General features: G+C 59.0%; 22 protein-coding genes and 3 pseudogenes. 17 read left to right on the forward strand and 8 right to left on the reverse strand.

What is annotated here, in order from left to right:
* Positions 1-234 precede the first annotated feature (234 nt).
* A complete protein-coding gene (locus C7H84_RS33060; RefSeq protein WP_162999437.1) occupies positions 235-3,123 on the forward strand; it encodes a PipA/GogA/GtgA family type III secretion system effector in 2,889 nt (962 codons plus the stop codon).
* A gap of 16 nt (positions 3,124-3,139) precedes the next feature.
* On the opposite strand, the gene C7H84_RS33065 is transcribed toward C7H84_RS33060, so the two are convergent.
* The gene (locus C7H84_RS33065; protein WP_121862760.1) at positions 3,140-3,331 is read right to left on the reverse strand and encodes a transposase; all 192 of its coding nucleotides are present in this window, start codon (positions 3,329-3,331) and stop codon (positions 3,140-3,142) included.
* The gene (locus C7H84_RS33070) at positions 3,328-3,531 is read right to left on the reverse strand and encodes a hypothetical protein (protein WP_121862761.1); all 204 of its coding nucleotides are present in this window, start codon (positions 3,529-3,531) and stop codon (positions 3,328-3,330) included. The genes C7H84_RS33065 and C7H84_RS33070 overlap by 4 nt, the downstream gene beginning before the upstream one ends.
* A 287-nt stretch (positions 3,532-3,818) precedes the next feature.
* Between C7H84_RS33070 and C7H84_RS36690 the strand changes: the two genes are divergently transcribed.
* The 4 genes from C7H84_RS36690 to C7H84_RS36705 are packed head-to-tail and all read left to right on the forward strand — an operon-like array spanning position 3,819 to position 5,026.
* On the forward strand, positions 3,819-4,052 hold the full coding sequence (locus tag C7H84_RS36690) for a hypothetical protein (RefSeq protein WP_162999438.1): 234 nt from the start codon (positions 3,819-3,821) through the stop codon (positions 4,050-4,052).
* On the forward strand, positions 4,049-4,600 hold the full coding sequence (locus C7H84_RS36695) for a hypothetical protein (RefSeq protein WP_162999439.1): 552 nt from the start codon (positions 4,049-4,051) through the stop codon (positions 4,598-4,600). Before C7H84_RS36690 ends, C7H84_RS36695 begins: the two co-directional genes overlap by 4 nt.
* Positions 4,601-4,607: 7 nt before the next feature.
* A complete protein-coding gene (locus C7H84_RS36700; RefSeq protein WP_162999440.1) occupies positions 4,608-4,808 on the forward strand; it encodes a hypothetical protein in 201 nt (66 codons plus the stop codon).
* A gap of 2 nt (positions 4,809-4,810) precedes the next feature.
* Complete coding sequence (locus C7H84_RS36705) at positions 4,811-5,026, forward strand: hypothetical protein (RefSeq protein WP_162999441.1); 216 nt, start codon at positions 4,811-4,813, stop codon at positions 5,024-5,026.
* Here C7H84_RS36705 and C7H84_RS33085 read toward each other — a convergent pair.
* Complete coding sequence (locus tag C7H84_RS33085; protein ID WP_162999442.1) at positions 4,989-5,846, reverse strand: sterol desaturase family protein; 858 nt, start codon at positions 5,844-5,846, stop codon at positions 4,989-4,991. The genes C7H84_RS36705 and C7H84_RS33085 overlap by 38 nt on opposite strands.
* A gap of 195 nt (positions 5,847-6,041) precedes the next feature.
* On the opposite strand from C7H84_RS33085, the gene C7H84_RS33090 reads away from it, so the two are divergent.
* The 10 genes and pseudogenes from C7H84_RS33090 to C7H84_RS33130 form a co-directional block, all read left to right on the forward strand.
* A complete protein-coding gene (locus C7H84_RS33090; protein WP_162999443.1) occupies positions 6,042-6,323 on the forward strand; it encodes a hypothetical protein in 282 nt (93 codons plus the stop codon).
* Positions 6,311-6,562, forward strand: coding sequence for a hypothetical protein (locus C7H84_RS37340; protein ID WP_240462161.1), 252 nt, complete (start codon positions 6,311-6,313; stop codon positions 6,560-6,562). The genes C7H84_RS33090 and C7H84_RS37340 overlap by 13 nt, the downstream gene beginning before the upstream one ends.
* Positions 6,563-7,128: 566 nt before the next feature.
* Positions 7,129-7,371 carry a lysozyme gene (locus C7H84_RS37345; protein WP_240462163.1) on the forward strand — a complete coding sequence of 81 codons (243 nt, stop codon included), beginning with the start codon at positions 7,129-7,131 and terminating at the stop codon, positions 7,369-7,371.
* The gene (locus C7H84_RS33100) at positions 7,368-7,688 is read left to right on the forward strand and encodes a hypothetical protein (RefSeq protein WP_121862766.1); all 321 of its coding nucleotides are present in this window, start codon (positions 7,368-7,370) and stop codon (positions 7,686-7,688) included. The genes C7H84_RS37345 and C7H84_RS33100 overlap by 4 nt, the downstream gene beginning before the upstream one ends.
* A 502-nt stretch (positions 7,689-8,190) precedes the next feature.
* Positions 8,191-8,391: a recombinase RecA gene (locus tag C7H84_RS36710; protein ID WP_162999444.1), complete on the forward strand. Its 201-nt coding sequence runs from the start codon at positions 8,191-8,193 to the stop codon at positions 8,389-8,391.
* A complete protein-coding gene (locus tag C7H84_RS33110; RefSeq protein WP_162999445.1) occupies positions 8,345-9,577 on the forward strand; it encodes an acyltransferase in 1,233 nt (410 codons plus the stop codon). Before C7H84_RS36710 ends, C7H84_RS33110 begins: the two co-directional genes overlap by 47 nt.
* 1,364 nt (positions 9,578-10,941) lie before the next feature.
* Positions 10,942-11,124, forward strand: coding sequence for a hypothetical protein (locus C7H84_RS36715; protein ID WP_162999446.1), 183 nt, complete (start codon positions 10,942-10,944; stop codon positions 11,122-11,124).
* 26 nt (positions 11,125-11,150) lie between these two features.
* On the forward strand, positions 11,151-11,480 hold the full coding sequence (locus C7H84_RS33115) for a hypothetical protein (protein WP_121862768.1): 330 nt from the start codon (positions 11,151-11,153) through the stop codon (positions 11,478-11,480).
* A 238-nt stretch (positions 11,481-11,718) separates the two neighbouring features.
* Complete coding sequence (locus C7H84_RS33125; protein ID WP_121862770.1) at positions 11,719-11,904, forward strand: hypothetical protein; 186 nt, start codon at positions 11,719-11,721, stop codon at positions 11,902-11,904.
* A 412-nt stretch (positions 11,905-12,316) separates the two neighbouring features.
* A pseudogene (locus tag C7H84_RS33130) lies at positions 12,317-12,472 on the forward strand (transposase domain-containing protein); the annotation flags it as partial.
* A 350-nt stretch (positions 12,473-12,822) separates the two neighbouring features.
* Here the strand turns inward: C7H84_RS33130 and C7H84_RS33135 are convergent.
* Positions 12,823-13,110, reverse strand: a complete 288-nt coding sequence (locus tag C7H84_RS33135) for a helix-turn-helix domain-containing protein (protein ID WP_121862771.1) — start codon at positions 13,108-13,110, stop codon at positions 12,823-12,825.
* On the reverse strand, positions 13,103-13,417 hold the full coding sequence (locus C7H84_RS33140; protein ID WP_121862772.1) for a transcriptional regulator: 315 nt from the start codon (positions 13,415-13,417) through the stop codon (positions 13,103-13,105). Before C7H84_RS33140 ends, C7H84_RS33135 begins: the two co-directional genes overlap by 8 nt.
* A 172-nt stretch (positions 13,418-13,589) precedes the next feature.
* Here C7H84_RS33140 and C7H84_RS33145 point away from each other — a divergent pair.
* A pseudogene (locus C7H84_RS33145) lies at positions 13,590-14,298 on the forward strand (IS110 family transposase); the annotation flags it as partial.
* Here C7H84_RS33145 and C7H84_RS33150 read toward each other — a convergent pair.
* Positions 14,297-14,845 (reverse strand): annotated as a pseudogene (locus C7H84_RS33150) (IS630 family transposase); the annotation flags it as partial. The pseudogenes C7H84_RS33145 and C7H84_RS33150 sit on opposite strands and share 2 nt — an antisense overlap.
* A 119-nt stretch (positions 14,846-14,964) precedes the next feature.
* Positions 14,965-15,291 (reverse strand): H-NS histone family protein, encoded by a 327-nt coding sequence (locus C7H84_RS33155; protein WP_121862774.1) that lies wholly within the window; start codon positions 15,289-15,291, stop codon positions 14,965-14,967.
* A 363-nt stretch (positions 15,292-15,654) separates the two neighbouring features.
* Here C7H84_RS33155 and C7H84_RS33160 point away from each other — a divergent pair, with 363 nt between their 5' ends.
* Positions 15,655-15,933, forward strand: coding sequence for an HU family DNA-binding protein (locus C7H84_RS33160; protein WP_121862775.1), 279 nt, complete (start codon positions 15,655-15,657; stop codon positions 15,931-15,933).
* Between the two features lie 59 nt (positions 15,934-15,992).
* Here the strand turns inward: C7H84_RS33160 and C7H84_RS33165 are convergent.
* Positions 15,993-16,198: zinc ribbon domain-containing protein (locus tag C7H84_RS33165; RefSeq protein ID WP_162999447.1), on the reverse strand; the 206-nt coding region annotated here is incomplete at its 5' end.

The raw sequence follows: 16,198 nt of genomic DNA on the forward strand, positions 1-16,198 counted from the left end.
TTATGGGTAATCCTCAGTCCTGAAGGACGGGGGTTTCTCGGAGAAACTGATGAATCGCAGAGTGGGCGCGAATTGATAGTCGTTTAGTGCAGGTCACGCGATATTGACGGAATCTATTTCCTGAGCGTGAGCCTGATGCCTCTTCCTCAAATTTCGCAAGCGACGCGTGCAGGTACGGTGAGCCGGTCCACCCAGACGGACCCGCGACGCAATGCCGATCCGGACGTTGACCGCTTGCGTGCGCTCGACTATCACCGGAATAACGCTCACAGCCAGCGCGTGCTGGACGCGATGCAGGCAGATTCGGCCGTGCGCCTGGCACTGGACAAGATGGCGCCGGATACGACGAAGCGGCACAAGGGCGACTTGATGAAGCTGTTCGCGGACAACTCCAATCCGCGATGCGTGGAGGCGGTTCGTCAGGTGATCGTGGATGCGTATGAGACCAAGGTGGTATTTCGGCGCTGGGCTAACGCGCGCCTCGACCAGTTGATCCAGAACCCCGAGAAACGCGCGGCGGCGAAATTGCGGGCAGGCGCCACGTATGGCACGACGGTGACGCCCCGGCAGATTGAGGCAGCCGGCGGTGTGGTGATACAGGTGGTGCTGGACGAACACGACCAGCTTGCGCCGGTCAATGTAGGGTGTGCCGACGAGACGAGCGGCGCGAGTGCGTTCATCCACGAGTTCTATCATGATGCGACCGCCCAGGCACACGAGGATGAGGCGGTGCAGGAAGTGATTGCGCAGGTGTGCAGTGAAGAGGGCGGGCATGCGGACAAGCAGACACAGACGCGCCGGGCCGATACGGTCGAGCAGTTCGAGAACCTGACCCAGGGCGATGGCCCCGACCCGGAGCCGTTGCAGGAGCGCGATTACAGCGAGCTCGATCCGGAGCGTCTGCTCGAGGGCGTGGGGATTGATTCGAGTTTGCGAGATGCGTTGGCACTGGCCGGGCGCATGTGCGATGAGGAGAAGATAGCGTTCGGGCGCGAATTGAAACTCATTGAAGCCCCCGAGGAAGACGCTTCACCCGAGGAAGTCCAGCAGTTCGAACAGGATCTCTTGGGGATGGTGAACAGGCTGTGCGAGCGCGGCAAGCTGGACGACGAATATCAGTGGCTGCCGGACGTCACCTCCGCTCTTTACCGAGCGCTGGACGCAACGACGAAGCCGTCAGCCGAGTTGAGGCGGTCTGCCGAATGGCTGTTCGACTGTCAAGGAAAAGTTGAGCGCGAGATCGAGGCCGACAAGAAAACGGCACAGTGGGAAGCGGAGACCGCGCACTTCATTGCAGTGGGCAACCATGCCAACGCGAGAGTCCAGAATGAATTGGTGGAGCGGCGGAGGGAGAACTGCTTGTGGGCGGATAAGAAGAAGGAGATTGAGGACAATGAGGCCGGTGATCGTACTCAGAGGAATCGTGTAGCTCAAGGTCCCACCCCTGGGCCTGACTTTTGGATGTTTCGGAAGCAAGCGCTCAACGTGACCACGACCTATGCCGTTCAGGAAATGAAGGGTACGACCAATGAATGGCAAATACCGTCGGGCGGATCGACCGGCAAAGGCGGCGTCGGAGTCCCCGCACGCAAACCGGAGGGTACCGGTACCCTCGATGGACCACCGAAAATCGTCAGCACTTTCCAGATCACGGAAGTTGTCTACTACACCCCGAACTACGGCGACACGAAGGAGCAGACGCTGGCCAGAGCTATGGAGTTCGTCTCGCCGGTAGGACCGGGAACCTCGGTTCAATTCAAGCCCGAGATGATCATTTCGACCAAAGACGGGCGCCATACTTGGACGAAAGGAAAGTCCTACGAAACCAAGGCGGTCCATACGGACTTCGCGCCACTGCCTGCGTTGGAGTTCGGTGGTACGCCGCGAGTAGGTTTGACCTATACACCGACGCCCGATCTGACCGAAAAATTGCAACGCCACCTCGATACAACGAGTAAGCAATCGGTGACGACCGAACCGCCAGCGGCTGAAGTCATTCAAGAACGGACCATAGTCAAACATAGCGCTGGTCAGCTACTGGAAACAGCTAGCGTGAACTTGTCCAGTGCACTGTCCAAAATTCTGGACGAGAATCGAAGCTCCCCATTGACGAAGCCATCTCTACCTTTGTCGACCGAGCGCGGATCGGATCAATCGAAGCGGGAGTTCATTCAGTCCGTTCAGAAGGAGTTGGCGGCGCTACGGCCGCGCACCAGGCTGGATGATCTCGCTAATCAAATGGCAGAAAACCAGCGCACTATAATCGCGTTCCCGTTGCACCACGAAGATCCACCGCCTCCACCGTCGGGTTCGGTGCAATCTCGGCAGGCAGGCTTGAACGTTTCGGTGCCGTCTGCATTTCTCCAGGCGGGAACTGGCAACGCGCCCACCGACGTCATGATGGCTCCGACCTCATCGACGCTGGAGGCGGGCTCAGTAGCGCTTGTCTCCGCAGAGACACGCGCAAGGCCGAATTTATCAAAAGCGCCATTAAATTCGATGCAGGCGAATCGAACTGCACCGATGATTTCATGGGCCTCCACCACAACTGCCGTTCCCGCCTCTGGGTCTCAAATGGAATCGGTGCCTGCGCAGGAGAATCCCCTTCAGCACGACGACAGTTGTTCCCTTGATGCGGGAGTGAGACTCGCCATCCCGGAGCGCGAGGTATCTGTTAATGGAAGGCGTGTTGTTGTCAAATCGAGTTGTTTGCACTCCGCATCAACTAAAGCTATCGTATTTTGTCACGGGCGTCTCCAGATCCATAAATACTTTATAAACAAAGCTAACATCAAAATTCCCGGCGAGGTTAAAGTGTTTCACTACATACGTCATAATGAGACGATGCGATCGCGCCGGGCATTTGAAATTTACTACGCCTTGCAATATGGCAACAATATTTCTCCTGAAAAGGAATATTTTGGTTCGCGACTTGTAAAAAATTATACGCTGCGTCCGGATAAGAATTCGAGTGGTCTTCGTGTTCCTGATGGCGGTAGATTTGATTTAATTCAGCCTATTGAGATAATGCAAACGGAAGATATTTTTGATGCTATCGAGAATGGGGTGTTGCCTTACGAAGAGGTGCATTTTATTAGCTGCAGGGCAACGATGCCGTTTTAGAGCGTGTTGTGCTATTTTAAAAATTCGGAACGCATGAGCCATGCTTCAAGTTTACGAAGACGATTGAATACAGTCCAGCGATGGTTTCGGGAAAGCGTTCGTAGTCGCGCGTGAATCCGTGAAGGCGGTTGACCCCACCGTAGCTGCGCTCGACTACCCAGTGCCATGCCAGCAGCACCAAGCCCTTCTTCGCCTCGAACAATTTCATGACCGGAAACGCAATGCCTTCGTTACCCGCGCTTTCGCCACGCCTTCGTCGGTATAATTCTGGTTGGCAAAAGCGAGCTTCACGGTCTGGCCCGTAGGCTTGCCAAACCCGCTGCGCCAGATGCCGCGCGTGAGCGTGATTCTGCTCGTTGGCCGGAGTGATGTGCGCGCCAGCAGATGACACAGCGTGTCGACGGTCATATGCTCTTTGCTACCGAGTTTGCGTTTGTAGTCGTCATATCCTGCACGGGGACTGCTCTCACACGTTGATTGCAACGTTCGCCCATCGAAAGCCCTCGCGCTTAGGCGACCTTGCGTCGATCTACCACACGAATGATTGAGCGCAGATCGTCGATCATCGCATCGAAAGCGACGTGCGCGTAGCTATCGCTGTGTTTGCTGATACACGGCCTCTCGGTGCAGGGAAATTCTCGGAAACAGTCACCATGTTGCGCCTGCACCCTAACAACTGACGCGGAGGCCCTCGCGTGGTTTCTTGTACAAATACGGGGAGTGCTACCGGACAGACGGCGGCTCGCGCGCGCAGCAACTCGACGATCTTCGCGGGCCGCTACTACCCGGGCGTGATCGCGATCGATCCGTCAGTTGAGCTGCTGTCGATTCAGCTCGGCACGACGAGCGCGAGCCAGAACAGCGTCGTGATGGGCATCGACAAGACGCCGACCCTCACGGCCGCCAACATCTCAGTGGCGCTCATATGAATGGCGTAATCTCCACTCCCGTCCAGATTGGTGTCGGCGACGGCACCACGACGGCCTTTGATCTCGTCCCGAACCCGGGCGAGCAGATCGCGCAGGTCGTGATTGCGAACATCTGGCGCAACGATTGGCAGGGCAATCAGCCCCTTTCTGCGGCGACGCGCACGAACGTCGCGACGAACTCGCAGGGGTTCGATAAGACCTCTTGGACGAAGAACGTCTCTGCGATGGTCCCGACCGCCGCGATCGCGCCCGAAGGAACGAACACAGCGCAGAAGCTGACCGACGCGGACTCGACGACCCGAATCCACTCGCTCATCTCGAACGGAATCGCGACGCTCGGCGTCGGTGCTCGTCAGTGTGCGCGTGCTCAACGCGTCGAGCCAGTTTCTCCCGGGCATTCAATACGATCGTCGCGTCTGGTTCCAGACGATCACGTCTGCATCGGTGACGTCGCAGGTGACGACGTTGACGGCGCTGAACGTCGCAGTACCCCCGAGCGCAAAGGTCTGGTACGGGTGGGCCTCGATCAACACGACTGCATCGATTAACGCGCAGGTGAACGTCGCATCCGATGCAAACGGGACCGGCAACCAGCAGGTCGCTGGCGGCGTCTCGACGACTGGCTCGGGAAGCACGAACGGCGGTGCGCTGGGGCCGATTCCGATCACCACGCCGCAGACCGTCTACTGGTCGGCCCTCCTTTCGTCTGGTACGTTCACGCAGGCGAAGCTGTTCACTTCTGGATACGAGTTCTGACCATGGCGACCATCTACGTGCAGTTCACCGACGCAAGCGAGCAGGAAATCGGCGGCTGGTTCGGTATGTCACAGCCGTCGGGTGCATACCCGAATTGCGCCGAGCTTGACACGGCGGATCCACGATGGGCGACGTATTACGACACACAGCCGGAATACGCACGGGCCGACATGCCGGCGCCTACTGCGTCGTTACGTTCTCCGTCGACCGCGCAGTGATCGCGTGGTTGCGGCGCCGGAAGGGCATGAACAGGTAGTCCGCCATCGTCCGGGGTTCGGCAACCCCGGGCACTCCCACCTCAGGCCATTCGTTGCGGCGCGGGAATCGAGCCGTACGGAAAATGATGTCCCAAATCGCCGAGCCCGACCCGAAGTTCCGGTTCCAGTCGCTCTTGTGAATCGAGTGGTGCATGCGGTGGAAGCGGTTGTCCGGGATGATGTACCGGAACCAACCGAGGTTGATGCGCGTTGCCGAGTGTTCATAAATCCCTTGCGCACCCATAATCGCGGCAATAATCGCCGGAACATATCCCGTATTCCAATTAATAAGCAGCGTCATTGGAACGACGATAAATGGGATTCTGAAAATCTCCTCAGTCCAGTGGTGCGCGCTGTTGATCGCATTCATGTCGCGAATTGCGTGATGGACTTCGTGAAATCGCCACAGAAACGAGCTTGTGTGCTGAAGGCGGTGAAACCAGTAATAGAAGAAATCACCGAGGATCGTCGAGATAATCGCGATCGCGATATAGGCCGGCCAGCGGACTGCCGAGTGTTCTGCATGGCTCAGGACGCTTAGGTCGAGCGTGAACAGCGGCCGGATTCCGATCTTCGACCACAGACTGTTGAACGCGGCAAAAAATGCCGCCGTGATGAAGATGTATGCGACCCAAAATCTAGTTGCCCGGAACCGCGACGCGAATCCTGCCTTCCCCAGCGGCAGCAGCAACTCGAGCGCCAGGCACACGCCGAGCACTGGCAGCAGATTGCGAGCGTAGGTCGTTACGGTAACAGCGAAGTCGTGGAGATAGGCGTGCATGGACATCCTCAGGCTTGGTCGTCGCGATTATACGCTGATGCATCCCGCGGCCCGAGCGGGAGCTCCCAACGCTGCCGCGCTTCTGCATGAGCATCACGCAGCAATTTATCGATTCGTCGCTTCTCATTCGAATGAGAAATAAAACCTTTGGCCCATAATCGGATCACCTGATTTTCGATTGATGAAATCGGCTAAATGAATAGTCAAAATATTCCGCAAAATTCCCCGGGTTCTTGGCTTGTTAATGCAAAAACCTTCGTTAGTACGGTCGCGGGGCTCGTGACTATCTTGGCCGCTCTCGTTGGCGCTTTGGCATGGTGTATCGGCCTCTACTCGGGGCTGAACAACCGCGTCACGGTGCTCGAGCAGAGCAATCACGCGATGCGCGACGACCTGAAGGACATCAGGGGCATGGTCTCGCAGCTGGTACTCGGAGCGGCCGGTAACCGGCCCGAAACGCGACGGTGGACGAAATGACGAAATGGAAAATCATGCTGGCCGACAACTGGCGCACGCTGCACCGGCGCGGCACCGTCATCGTGAGCGGCGCGCTCGCGATCGTGACGGCCGCCGGCCGACCTGAAAGAGCTATTGCCGCAGGGTGTGCAGCGCTACGCGGCGCTCGTCGCGTTCGCGCTGATCCTCATCGTGCGCTACACCGCGGTGCGCCGCGTGATGCGGCGGCCGGGCAGGGGACCGGCGATGGCGCTCAGTGATCTGTTCGGCGCGCTCGCGCGGCTGTTCGGCGTGAACCTGGCGCCGATCGTCGACGTGCCGACGCTGCCGATTTCGCCAAGTAACGTGTCGGACGCTGCACCGACGCTGCAGGACGCTGTACCGCGCCCGGCCGCTCCCGATCCGGATTCCGGCCCGAGTGGAACGGAAATCGCGCCGGCTGTACCGCAAAACGTTCCATCCGATACGGACGACGAGGCATGGCTCGCGCTCTGCCGCCCGCTGTCGCAGCACTTCGAGAGCTGCTGCCTGACCGCCTATCCGGATCCCGCGTCGGACCTCGGCAAAGCGCTGCAGGCGCGCGGCATCTGGTACAAGGTGCTCGCCGGCGCGCCGATCCTGCGCGACGCCGCGCTGCGCGCGCTGAGCGGCGCGCCGTGGACGTGCGGATGGGGTTCGACGGGGCCGGACGTGCACGAGGGTACGGTCTGGACGCAAGCGACGGCCGACGCGCGGCACGACGCGAATCTGCACGCCTCGGCGACGCTGGTCGACCAAGCCGCGCGTGCCGCTGTCTCCGCAGCAGAAGGCCGCGCTCGTCAGCATCGTGAACAACGTCGGGCCGGGCCGCGCACGGCGCGCGGGCGATCCCGGACGCGACGGCATCATCACGCTCGCGAGCGGCCAGCCGTCGACGCTGCTGCGGCATCTGAACATCGGCGACATGGCCGGCGCGGCCGACCAGTTCCCGGCGTGGAACCGTGCCGGCGGCGTCGTGCTGCCGGGCCTCGTGCGGCGCCGCGCGGCCGAACGCGATCTCTTCCTCACCGGACACTGGAGTGCGTCATGACGATCATCCCCATCCTGCTCAAATTCGGCCCGTGGCTGCTCGCGGCGGCCGGCGTGTTGTTCGGCATGTGCCGGCATCAGCAAGCCCGCGCCGTGACCGCGCAGGCCGGCCAGAAAGCCGCCGAAGCACAGGCGACTGCGGCGCAGGCGCGCGAGCAGGTTGCACAGTCCGCGAACGCGGAAGCCCAGGCGAATGCCGACGCCGCACAGGCCGGCGCAGTCGCCGCAAAGGAGAGAAGCGATGCAGAAACGAACGTTGGCGCTCTGCCCGCGGGCGGCGCTGAGCAGCAGTTGCGCGACGGATGGTCCCGCGACTAAGCCGTCGGCGGCGCCGTGCGAGCCGCAGATTGTTACGAAGACGCGCATCTTCGACACGGCGTGCGACTGGGCGCGGCCGATTTACGTCAGCAAGACGGACGTGCTGAGTGACGACACGGCGCGCCAGATCCTTGCGCACAATATGGCCGGCGCGAAGAACTGCGGCTGGAAGCCGAGCGGGAAGTAGCCATTGTGGGTAGCGTTTCGCGATTGTGGGTAGCAGTTTTTCGACTTCGCGGAATCCTTACCTAGCAAGGCTCTGCGACCAACCGATTGAGTCGGCTGCCTTCCGCCACAAGGGTTTTCGGAGATTCCGGACACTCCAAGTGGAGCGCCTGGAGCGTCGTTAGTGTGGGTTTTTCTGCCCGCGCCATATCTGACGCCACTGAAAATCGGGAATCAATGCACTGCATAACTGTATATGCGTACAGTGTCTTGATGGAAGTCGCCATTGGATTCGTGCGCGTCAGCGTTGTACGATCAAGATCTGCCGGAGAAGGAAATGACTGAACTAGACGGGCTGCGCCGGCCTCCGCCGGCAGACTTTGCCGCTCCGAAATGGGACGAAGGCGGCCGCGCACATAACTGGCACAACTACGCCAGCGAAGACCTGATTGATATTTTGGCCTCCCTTCCTTTGAGAGCAAGGGCCATTATTGCCGTTAGTTTGGACTCTGTGGCCAGCAATGAAGAGTGGGAATAAGAAATTCCGAGGGATTATGACTCTGAACGCCAAGAATCTGCCGCCGGGCTCGATCAGACAGGCAGCCGAAACGAAGCATCCCGGGCGGATCGCACACCTGGACGCACTGCGCGGCTGGGCTGCGTTCGCCGTCATCATCACGCACGCTGGCATCCAGATCGGTGGACGTATGCCGGACTCGACGACGGACTTCGCGTACGGTGTGCAGCTGTTCTATACCCTGAGCGCGTTTATGCTGTTCTGGACGCACTATTCGCGACACGCGACCGAGCGCGACGAGGCGCGTAACTTCTACCCGCGCCGCTTCTTCCGGATCGCGCCTCTGTTCTGGCCGGTCGTGCTGATTGCATCGGCACGGATGTGGGTCACGCACGACGCGAGCGCGCCGGGCCCGTTTCATATCGCGTCGGTGTTGCTGTTCGCGAACGGGTTCTTTCCGAAATTCCTGAACTCGATTCTGAACGTCGAGTGGTCGGTCGCGACGGAAATGCTGTTCTACGCGTTGATGCCGCTACTGCTGCGCTACGTCACGACGCTTGAGCGCGCGGTCTATTTGTTGATCGGCAGCCTCGTGATTGGCGAATACGCGACGCAATGGATCGTCGGCCATCCGGATCTGACGACGGCGTTTCCGCCATACGCCTATTTCTGGTTCCCGAACCAGATGTCGGCATTTGCGTTCGGCATCGTCGGATTCTTCCTGAGTCGCCTGCCGATTTCGCGCGCGGGCGCACGCATGCTGATGGTCACCGGGCTCGCGTTCATGGCCGCGCTGTACATCGGCGGCGGGGCGGTTCGATTCCTGCCGCACCAGATGCTGTACGAATTCTCGTTCGTCGCGATCATCCTGTCGCTTGGCGTACAGTCGAATGCCGTGCTCGTGAATCGGCTGACGGTCTGGTTCGGAAGCATCAGCTTTAGCGTCTACCTGCTGCACCTGCCTATCCTGCTGACTCTGTCGCACTACGTGCTGCCGAGCCTGTCGATGTCGCCAGTGGCTGGTCTGCTGTTCCTGATCCTGGGGACATTCGCGCTGGCGGGGATTGCCGGCACGCTGACGTATCGCTGCGTCGAGTGGCCGGGTATCGCCTTGGGGACGAAGTTCATCAAGCGCCTGAATCAGCGATCTCTGATAGTCAAAGATCGTGACGAGTCCAGCGCCCCCAGCAAAGCCGGTCGCGCCTGACGTACTTTGGCCGATTGCGCCCCCAAGGCCACCATAACGGTAGCCTTGTGCCGAATCACCCCAAATCGATGGTCCGCCAAATGCATTCCAAAACTGAGTAGCACTGAGCGCGGCTCCGATAATACCTTGAGCTCCTTGTCTTGAAACTGCCCCCTTGACCTCGGCATGCACCGTGCGGATCAACGTCAGCAATTGCGTGTCCGTCAGTCGCGTTCGTCCCGGTGTTCCGCCGCGCTTCCATGCGCGATATTGCCGGCACGCGTCATAGCGATACTCGGGTTCTCGAAAACCATAATGGCGATGCGGCTGGTGGGTGCGTAAAGCACTCCAGGGTGCGCTTACATTGCCGAGGGGCGACAGCAACTCGGCACTGAAGCTATGGCGACACTGCTCGTTCACCTGAAGGCCGCGAAAATGCGGCACAGGATCTACTCCCGCCGACGCTGAGTTACGCGTTTCCACACAGCCTCGGTCGTTCAGAGTCGTTCGCTTCGCCCCAGATCCGCCATCCGCTGGCGCAGACCGATCCAGTCGGCGGGAGTTGCACGCGGCCCTTAGATATGGAAGCCTAGCGATCAGGCGGCCCGATCCGGATGTGCTCAGAGAAGATGTGCAATCGCGGCGTCCCGGGCCGATTAGAAGACCTGGTACGCAACTTTCGCCTGGGTCAAACATGGCGTTCTGGATATGGCGCGACCAGTGCGTAGCGAAAAGTGAGAGTGTTCAAATTCCTCGCACCGGTAGAGTCTAATCGGCGCAGCAAGATAAAAAAGCTATCAATACGAGATGCGAACGTTGCAACAGCTTGAAAAGCTCGGGTACGTGCGGAAGTCCGAAGTTGACGATCGATGGGAGGTTACTCCTCAAGGCGTCGCGGCGCTCAATTTCTACGCCAGGTTTCTGAAGCGCGATGGGTTCGATTGTCCGCCGAAGGGCTGACAAGGAAAACGACCTCAACCCGTGCTGCATCCGTGTCTGCGCGCCGGCTGCGACCTTTCAAATTTGTGCACAAGCCGCGCTGTTCCTAGCCAGCGACGGAGCGCCGATTCCCCTTATGCGTCGAGTCGCGCGTACAGGTGCAGCCAGTTATTCTTGAGACACGCTGCAAAAGCATTCGCGCCGGCATAAGCATACGGGCTTAAAAAGCGGGTGACGCCACCGCAGCTCGGCGAGCCTCCATCGTCGAGGCCCGTCGTCGAAACTTTTCCTACGATCGATTGAAGTTTCCAGTCTCGCTGCCGTTAAACGTGTTGGGGACGGCCTCCCTGTAACACAAGTCTCCAGGGTGCACGGAATCATTTGATGAAAGTCAATCGGCGCGACAGCGCCCCGCGATTGGCCGGTAGCCGTAGCAAAATGACAAGATGAAAAAGCATCTCTATATGGCATGCAGTGTGGCGGCGGTCGCAATCGGTGCTGCCTCGGTAGTAAATGCGTTCGAAGGCGGTTATGCGGTTGGCTGGAGATCTGTCATGGCCATTTTGCTGGGTCTGGTCGGAATCGCTGGAGCGGCCCTACGCGGTCGCATCGAGAAGCAGTCTGCATAGCCCTCGGAAACCAACCGGAGAAAACGATGCAGCACAAAGGCGATTTGATTGTCGACGGCGACCACGAAACGACTGGACAGGTCACTGGCACTACCTATGTTCGGCCCGGCGGCCGTCTGATAGCGAATGGCCAACTCGCGGGAGGCCTGATCATTGAACCGGGCGGTATCGCCGTCGTGCACGGGCAAGTCGCACGGAACATCATCAATCACGGGACGCTGACCCTCTATGGGCAAGTAGTAGGCAAGGTCATTGGCCACTCTCCGGTAAATGACGTCGGTCCTGACCAGATTGTCGGAGCCGACCTCGAGGTGCCTTTTCGCGGGACAACAGTTTCATGGACCAGCAGCCAATAAGCCACGGAAAACGCTGGGCTGGCCAGCAATAGGGAAAACACGATGAGCAGACTTCTCGTGGCAATCATGTCACGTACCGACGAACAGAAGGTGTTGACGGTTCTCGGTGCGGTTGCGTCTGTCGTAGCGGTCTACTTGGCCTTCGGTCCAACGGGGGCGGGGATAGAGGTCGCAGTCTTTGCAGCGATCGCAGTGATGATCGCTCTGTCGCGCAAAGCATAGGAAAACGGAGGACGCGATGGTATTCGATACGATGAAGCGGGAACTGCGCGAGCTGTTCAACCTCGTTCGGAGAACGACGGAATGGGACACGTCGGTCGCGTGTGGGAAGGTGAATCTTGCGGACGTTTCGGCCGACGCTCGCTCGACGCATCACGTGCGCTTGGAGCGGATTGTTGAATTGCGTGCCAAATACGACCTATAACGGAAAACGCTATGTATCTAGGAGCAATCTCGATCCGTTGTCCGCGCTGCGGCCGTCTTGCTTTGTGCAGCGCAAGCAAGGGGATGTGGTGCGGTCACTGCAACAACGGCAGTGTTCGATAGGAAATCAACTGAGGGCGAGTATGAAGAGAAAAAATAAAGTTGTAGAGTGCCGCCCATGATTCGAAAGGACTTTTCCCGGTTAATGGGCTGGCGCTGACGGAAGTCGTATAGTGGCCTTGTTGATTTTTAAGCGAAAACACCTTGCGCGCGAGCGCCCCGCACCGGTCGGATACCGGACTAATGAAGGATAGGCAATGAATACGAGCTATGCGGCTGGATTGCTCGCGGGGCTCGGGGCCGGGGCCGCAGGAATTTGGCTGGCGCTTGGACATACGCCGCTGGCACTCGGCGCTGCTGCTGTCGCGACCTTGGTCGAATCGGCGAAGGCCAATGGCATCGATCCGTACCGATACCTCATCTGGCTGTTCCAGCGTCTGCCCCTGGCGAAGACCGTCGACGACTACGACGCGCTGCTGCCCTGGAAGATGCCTGCCGAGCTCCGCTGACCCGCAGCGTTACCACACCTCAAACACTCCGCTATCCCCTCTGAGGGGCGTCGTTCGTGGACCGCATACGCAACGTGCCGGGAAGGATGTCGACTGCATCTCGGTAGTCACAAGAGATCCACGCCAACTCCCCCTGTTTTAATAGCGGTGCAATTCGATTACAGTCCGCGCGCGCGTTCAGTTCGAGACATTCGAGGTGTCGATCGAGCTCATTGCAAAGTGGTGCTCATCGGCGTTGCCAGTGATCATCGTCATCGCGTAGACCAGGTTGTCGCTGTGTTCACACCGTCATCAGTCGTCGCACGCGAAAGCCCTGTTCGGTAGAACTCCTGTCTTGTCCGCTGTGGAGATCAGCCGGCCAGCTGAAGATCCTTCAGGGCTTCGGGGTGCTGCACGGCGACGCGCAGCAACGTCTGCGCCGCGCCAGTTGGGTTGCGGCGGCCCTGTTCCCACTGTTGGTAGGTGCGTACTGATACGCCGAGCAGGCTGGCGAACTCCGATTGCGACAAGCCAACCTTTGCGCGCGCGATGGAGGCCTCAGTCGGCTGTACGCGCGTCACGCGGCCAGCAACACCAGCCTTCATTTGGCGGACCGACTTCAGCAGGTCCGCTTGAAACTGTTCCATTTCCTTATCCACGATCGATTTCCTCACGAAGTTGATTGAGAAAGCTCGTCGGCAGGTTGTCGAACTTCGCTTTCGTGTATGCAATCAGTAGCCAGATTTCGCCGTCATCGAGCAGGTTGTAGTAGATGACACGCGAACCGCCGCGTTTCCCCATCCCGGCGCGCGACCAACGCACTTTGCGCAGCCCCGACGTGCCGGGAATCACGTCACCGGCTAGCGGATTGTCCGCGAGCCAGTTGATGAATGCCTCCCGCACGTCGTTGCGCCAGATTTCATCTGCGTACCGCTGGAAAATCGGGGTTTCGATGATGGTGTACATGGTGGCTACTATACGCCATTGACGCATAGCTGGCAAGTCAACCGCTAGACATAATGGTCGGTGCTGACTGAACCCTGCGAGGGCCCGTCTCGCGTATCGTGGGTTGCGCACCGAAGTGTGCCGAGCCACATACGCCTGGGTGGGCCAGGTGCAGAACTTCAGGAGACGGGCCATGGACAAGGTTATCAAGTTTTTTGTCGGACTGGACGTGCACAAGGGCAGCATCTCGATCGCAATGTGCGAGCCCGGCCGGGAAGCTGCACGGTATGCCGGCACCATCCGGCATGACGTGCCGACGCTGTTGAAGGTTCTGCGCAAATACGGCGAAGCTGCGCAGGTCAGCGTGGTGTACGAGGCGGGGCCAACCGGCTATGGCCTGTATCGCGAGCTCACCGGTCATGGCTATCCATGCCAGGTGATCGCTCCCTCGCTGACGCCACACCGCGGCGGGGACCGGATCAAGAACGACCGTCGCGACTGCCTGCGCTTGGCGGAACTCTCGCGGGCCGGTGAGCTCACGGCGATATGGATACCCGATGCTGCACATGAAGCACTGCGCAACCTGTGGCGCGCCCCGCGAAGACGCGGTGAACATGCGACTCAAGGCCCGTCAACAACTGAAGGCATTCCTGCTGCGCCACGGACGCGTCTATCCGGGCAAGACGGCCTGGAGCCGCATGCACCTGCGCTGGATCGCCGATCAGCGGTTCGAACAAAGCGCCGATCAACTGGTGTTTGCCGAATATCAGCATGCCGTCGAAGATACCCAGGCTCGCGTGGAGCGGCTCAGTGGTGCACTGGAGCAGAGCGCACCGCGTGAGCAGGCCGCATCGGTGGTGGCCGCGCTACGCGCCTTGCGCGGCATCGACACGGTCAGTGCGCCTGACACTGACTCTTCTCGTCGACACACAGCACCAAGGCGTTGGTCGGCGGGCTCAGATACAGCCCGACAATATTGCGGACCTTCTCGACGAAGTACGGGTCAGTAGAAAGCTTGAAGCTCTTCGAGCGATGAGGCTGTACACCGAACAGCGACAGATACCGGGCAACCGAACTCTTCGAAATACCCGTTTGCGCAGCAGCAGAACGCACACTCCAGTGCGTTGCCCCGTCTGGCTTCTCGTGCAGCACCTTCGCCAGCAGCTCCGCCACGGCTTCATCGTCATGCGCGCGCGGTCGCCCCGGGCGTGCTTCGTCATGCAGACCGGCGAGCCCATGCGCGACAAACCGCTTCTTCCAGTGCGTGATCGCTGGGGACGTTACTTCACATTGCACCGCGATTGCCTAGTTCGTATGACCGTCCGCTGCCATCAAGATGATCTTTGCTCGGCGCACCAGCGAATGAGGCAGCGAACACGAACGGCTCATAGACAGCAATTGCTCCCGCTCCAGTTCCGACACCACCACCTCGATTCTCTTGCGCACCATGATCGCCTCCACTCAACATCGCTCGATCATAGAGCAACACAATTCCTTGTAAAGTTACTTCTGGGACATGACACTAGTCACCACTGTACGCGTGACAGGCAGGGGGCGTCCATGTACGATCAATCTTCCCCCGGCCACCACGGCTTCGCCGCTGGTCGGATCAGATAGTCATCCAGATTTTTTCCGGCTAACCACTTTGGGCAAGCACCTCGACCAGACCACGATCTGCCGGACGATGGATCGTAGTACTTGGCCGGATGTTTCTTCGGCTTATCTTTTACGAAGCCGGCCGCGCGAAGCAATTCCAACTCCGTGATACCGAATTCCTTCACCTGCTCACGTATCGTTGCAAGGATGGCGGCCTTTTCTTTTTGCCGAGCTTCATCAAGAAGAAGGTTAAGATGGCCAAGCTGTTGGTGCAGAGACTGAATATCAGGCGTTGTCATAAGAATCCAGGTGTCACTACGTTCGAATCTGCTCTACACTGTTTCGTGATAGTTGCGTAAGCGCAAATACTCGACAGGCTTCCGGAGCATCAGAATTTCGATGCTTCTGTTTCTGTTTCCATCCGAGCAAGTAGGGCGCTGACGAACAGTATCCGTACATCGCTTGCAATGCGTTCCTGAGGCAACAGAGTCAACAGCAGATGGCAAACGAATCGCTGATACGTATACCACTTAACGCAGTCGCTTCCCATCGGTTGACTTGGATCGAAAGATTACAAGTGAAACAAATAATAAGGCATTGCAGTGCTCGCAGTGAATGGTATAGGGTGTGGGTTCACACTCGCGTTTTCAACTGAGGAATCCATGAACAAGCAAGAGCTTATTGACGCAATCTCAGCAACGACTGGGGAAAGCAAGGTCAATACTGGAGCGATCATCGAAGCGATTCTTGAGGCCGTGACTCACACCGTCGCCCGTGGTGATACAGTGCAACTGATTGGCTTTGGATCATTCTCCACCGCGGCGCGGGCCGAACGAACTGGGCGGAATCCCGCGACCGGGGAAACCCTCACAATCGCGGCTACAACGACAGTAAAGTTTACTGCGGGCAAGGCGTTCAAGGACGCAGTAAATAGCTGTTGACATCCTCCCCTGCCTGAATGCAGCGGATTCCTACCGCTCCTAAAACGATGATGCTCGCTTCAGATCGCCTCGGCGGGTTCCTGCTTCACGGAGCGACCCGACTGCGTCGGCTCTCCACAGGCTGCAACGCGGTGTCCCCGCGCCAAAACATTGATCGCGCCGACCACGTCGGCGTTTTCCTCGAAACCGCATTCGATACAGGCGAACCGCGCCTGCGTAAGCCGGTTCTGCGCGCTCACGCAAGCGCACGCCGGACACGTCCGGC

The sequence above is a fragment of the Burkholderia sp. Nafp2/4-1b genome, assembly GCF_003635165.1.
Taxonomy (GTDB): domain Bacteria; phylum Pseudomonadota; class Gammaproteobacteria; order Burkholderiales; family Burkholderiaceae; genus Burkholderia.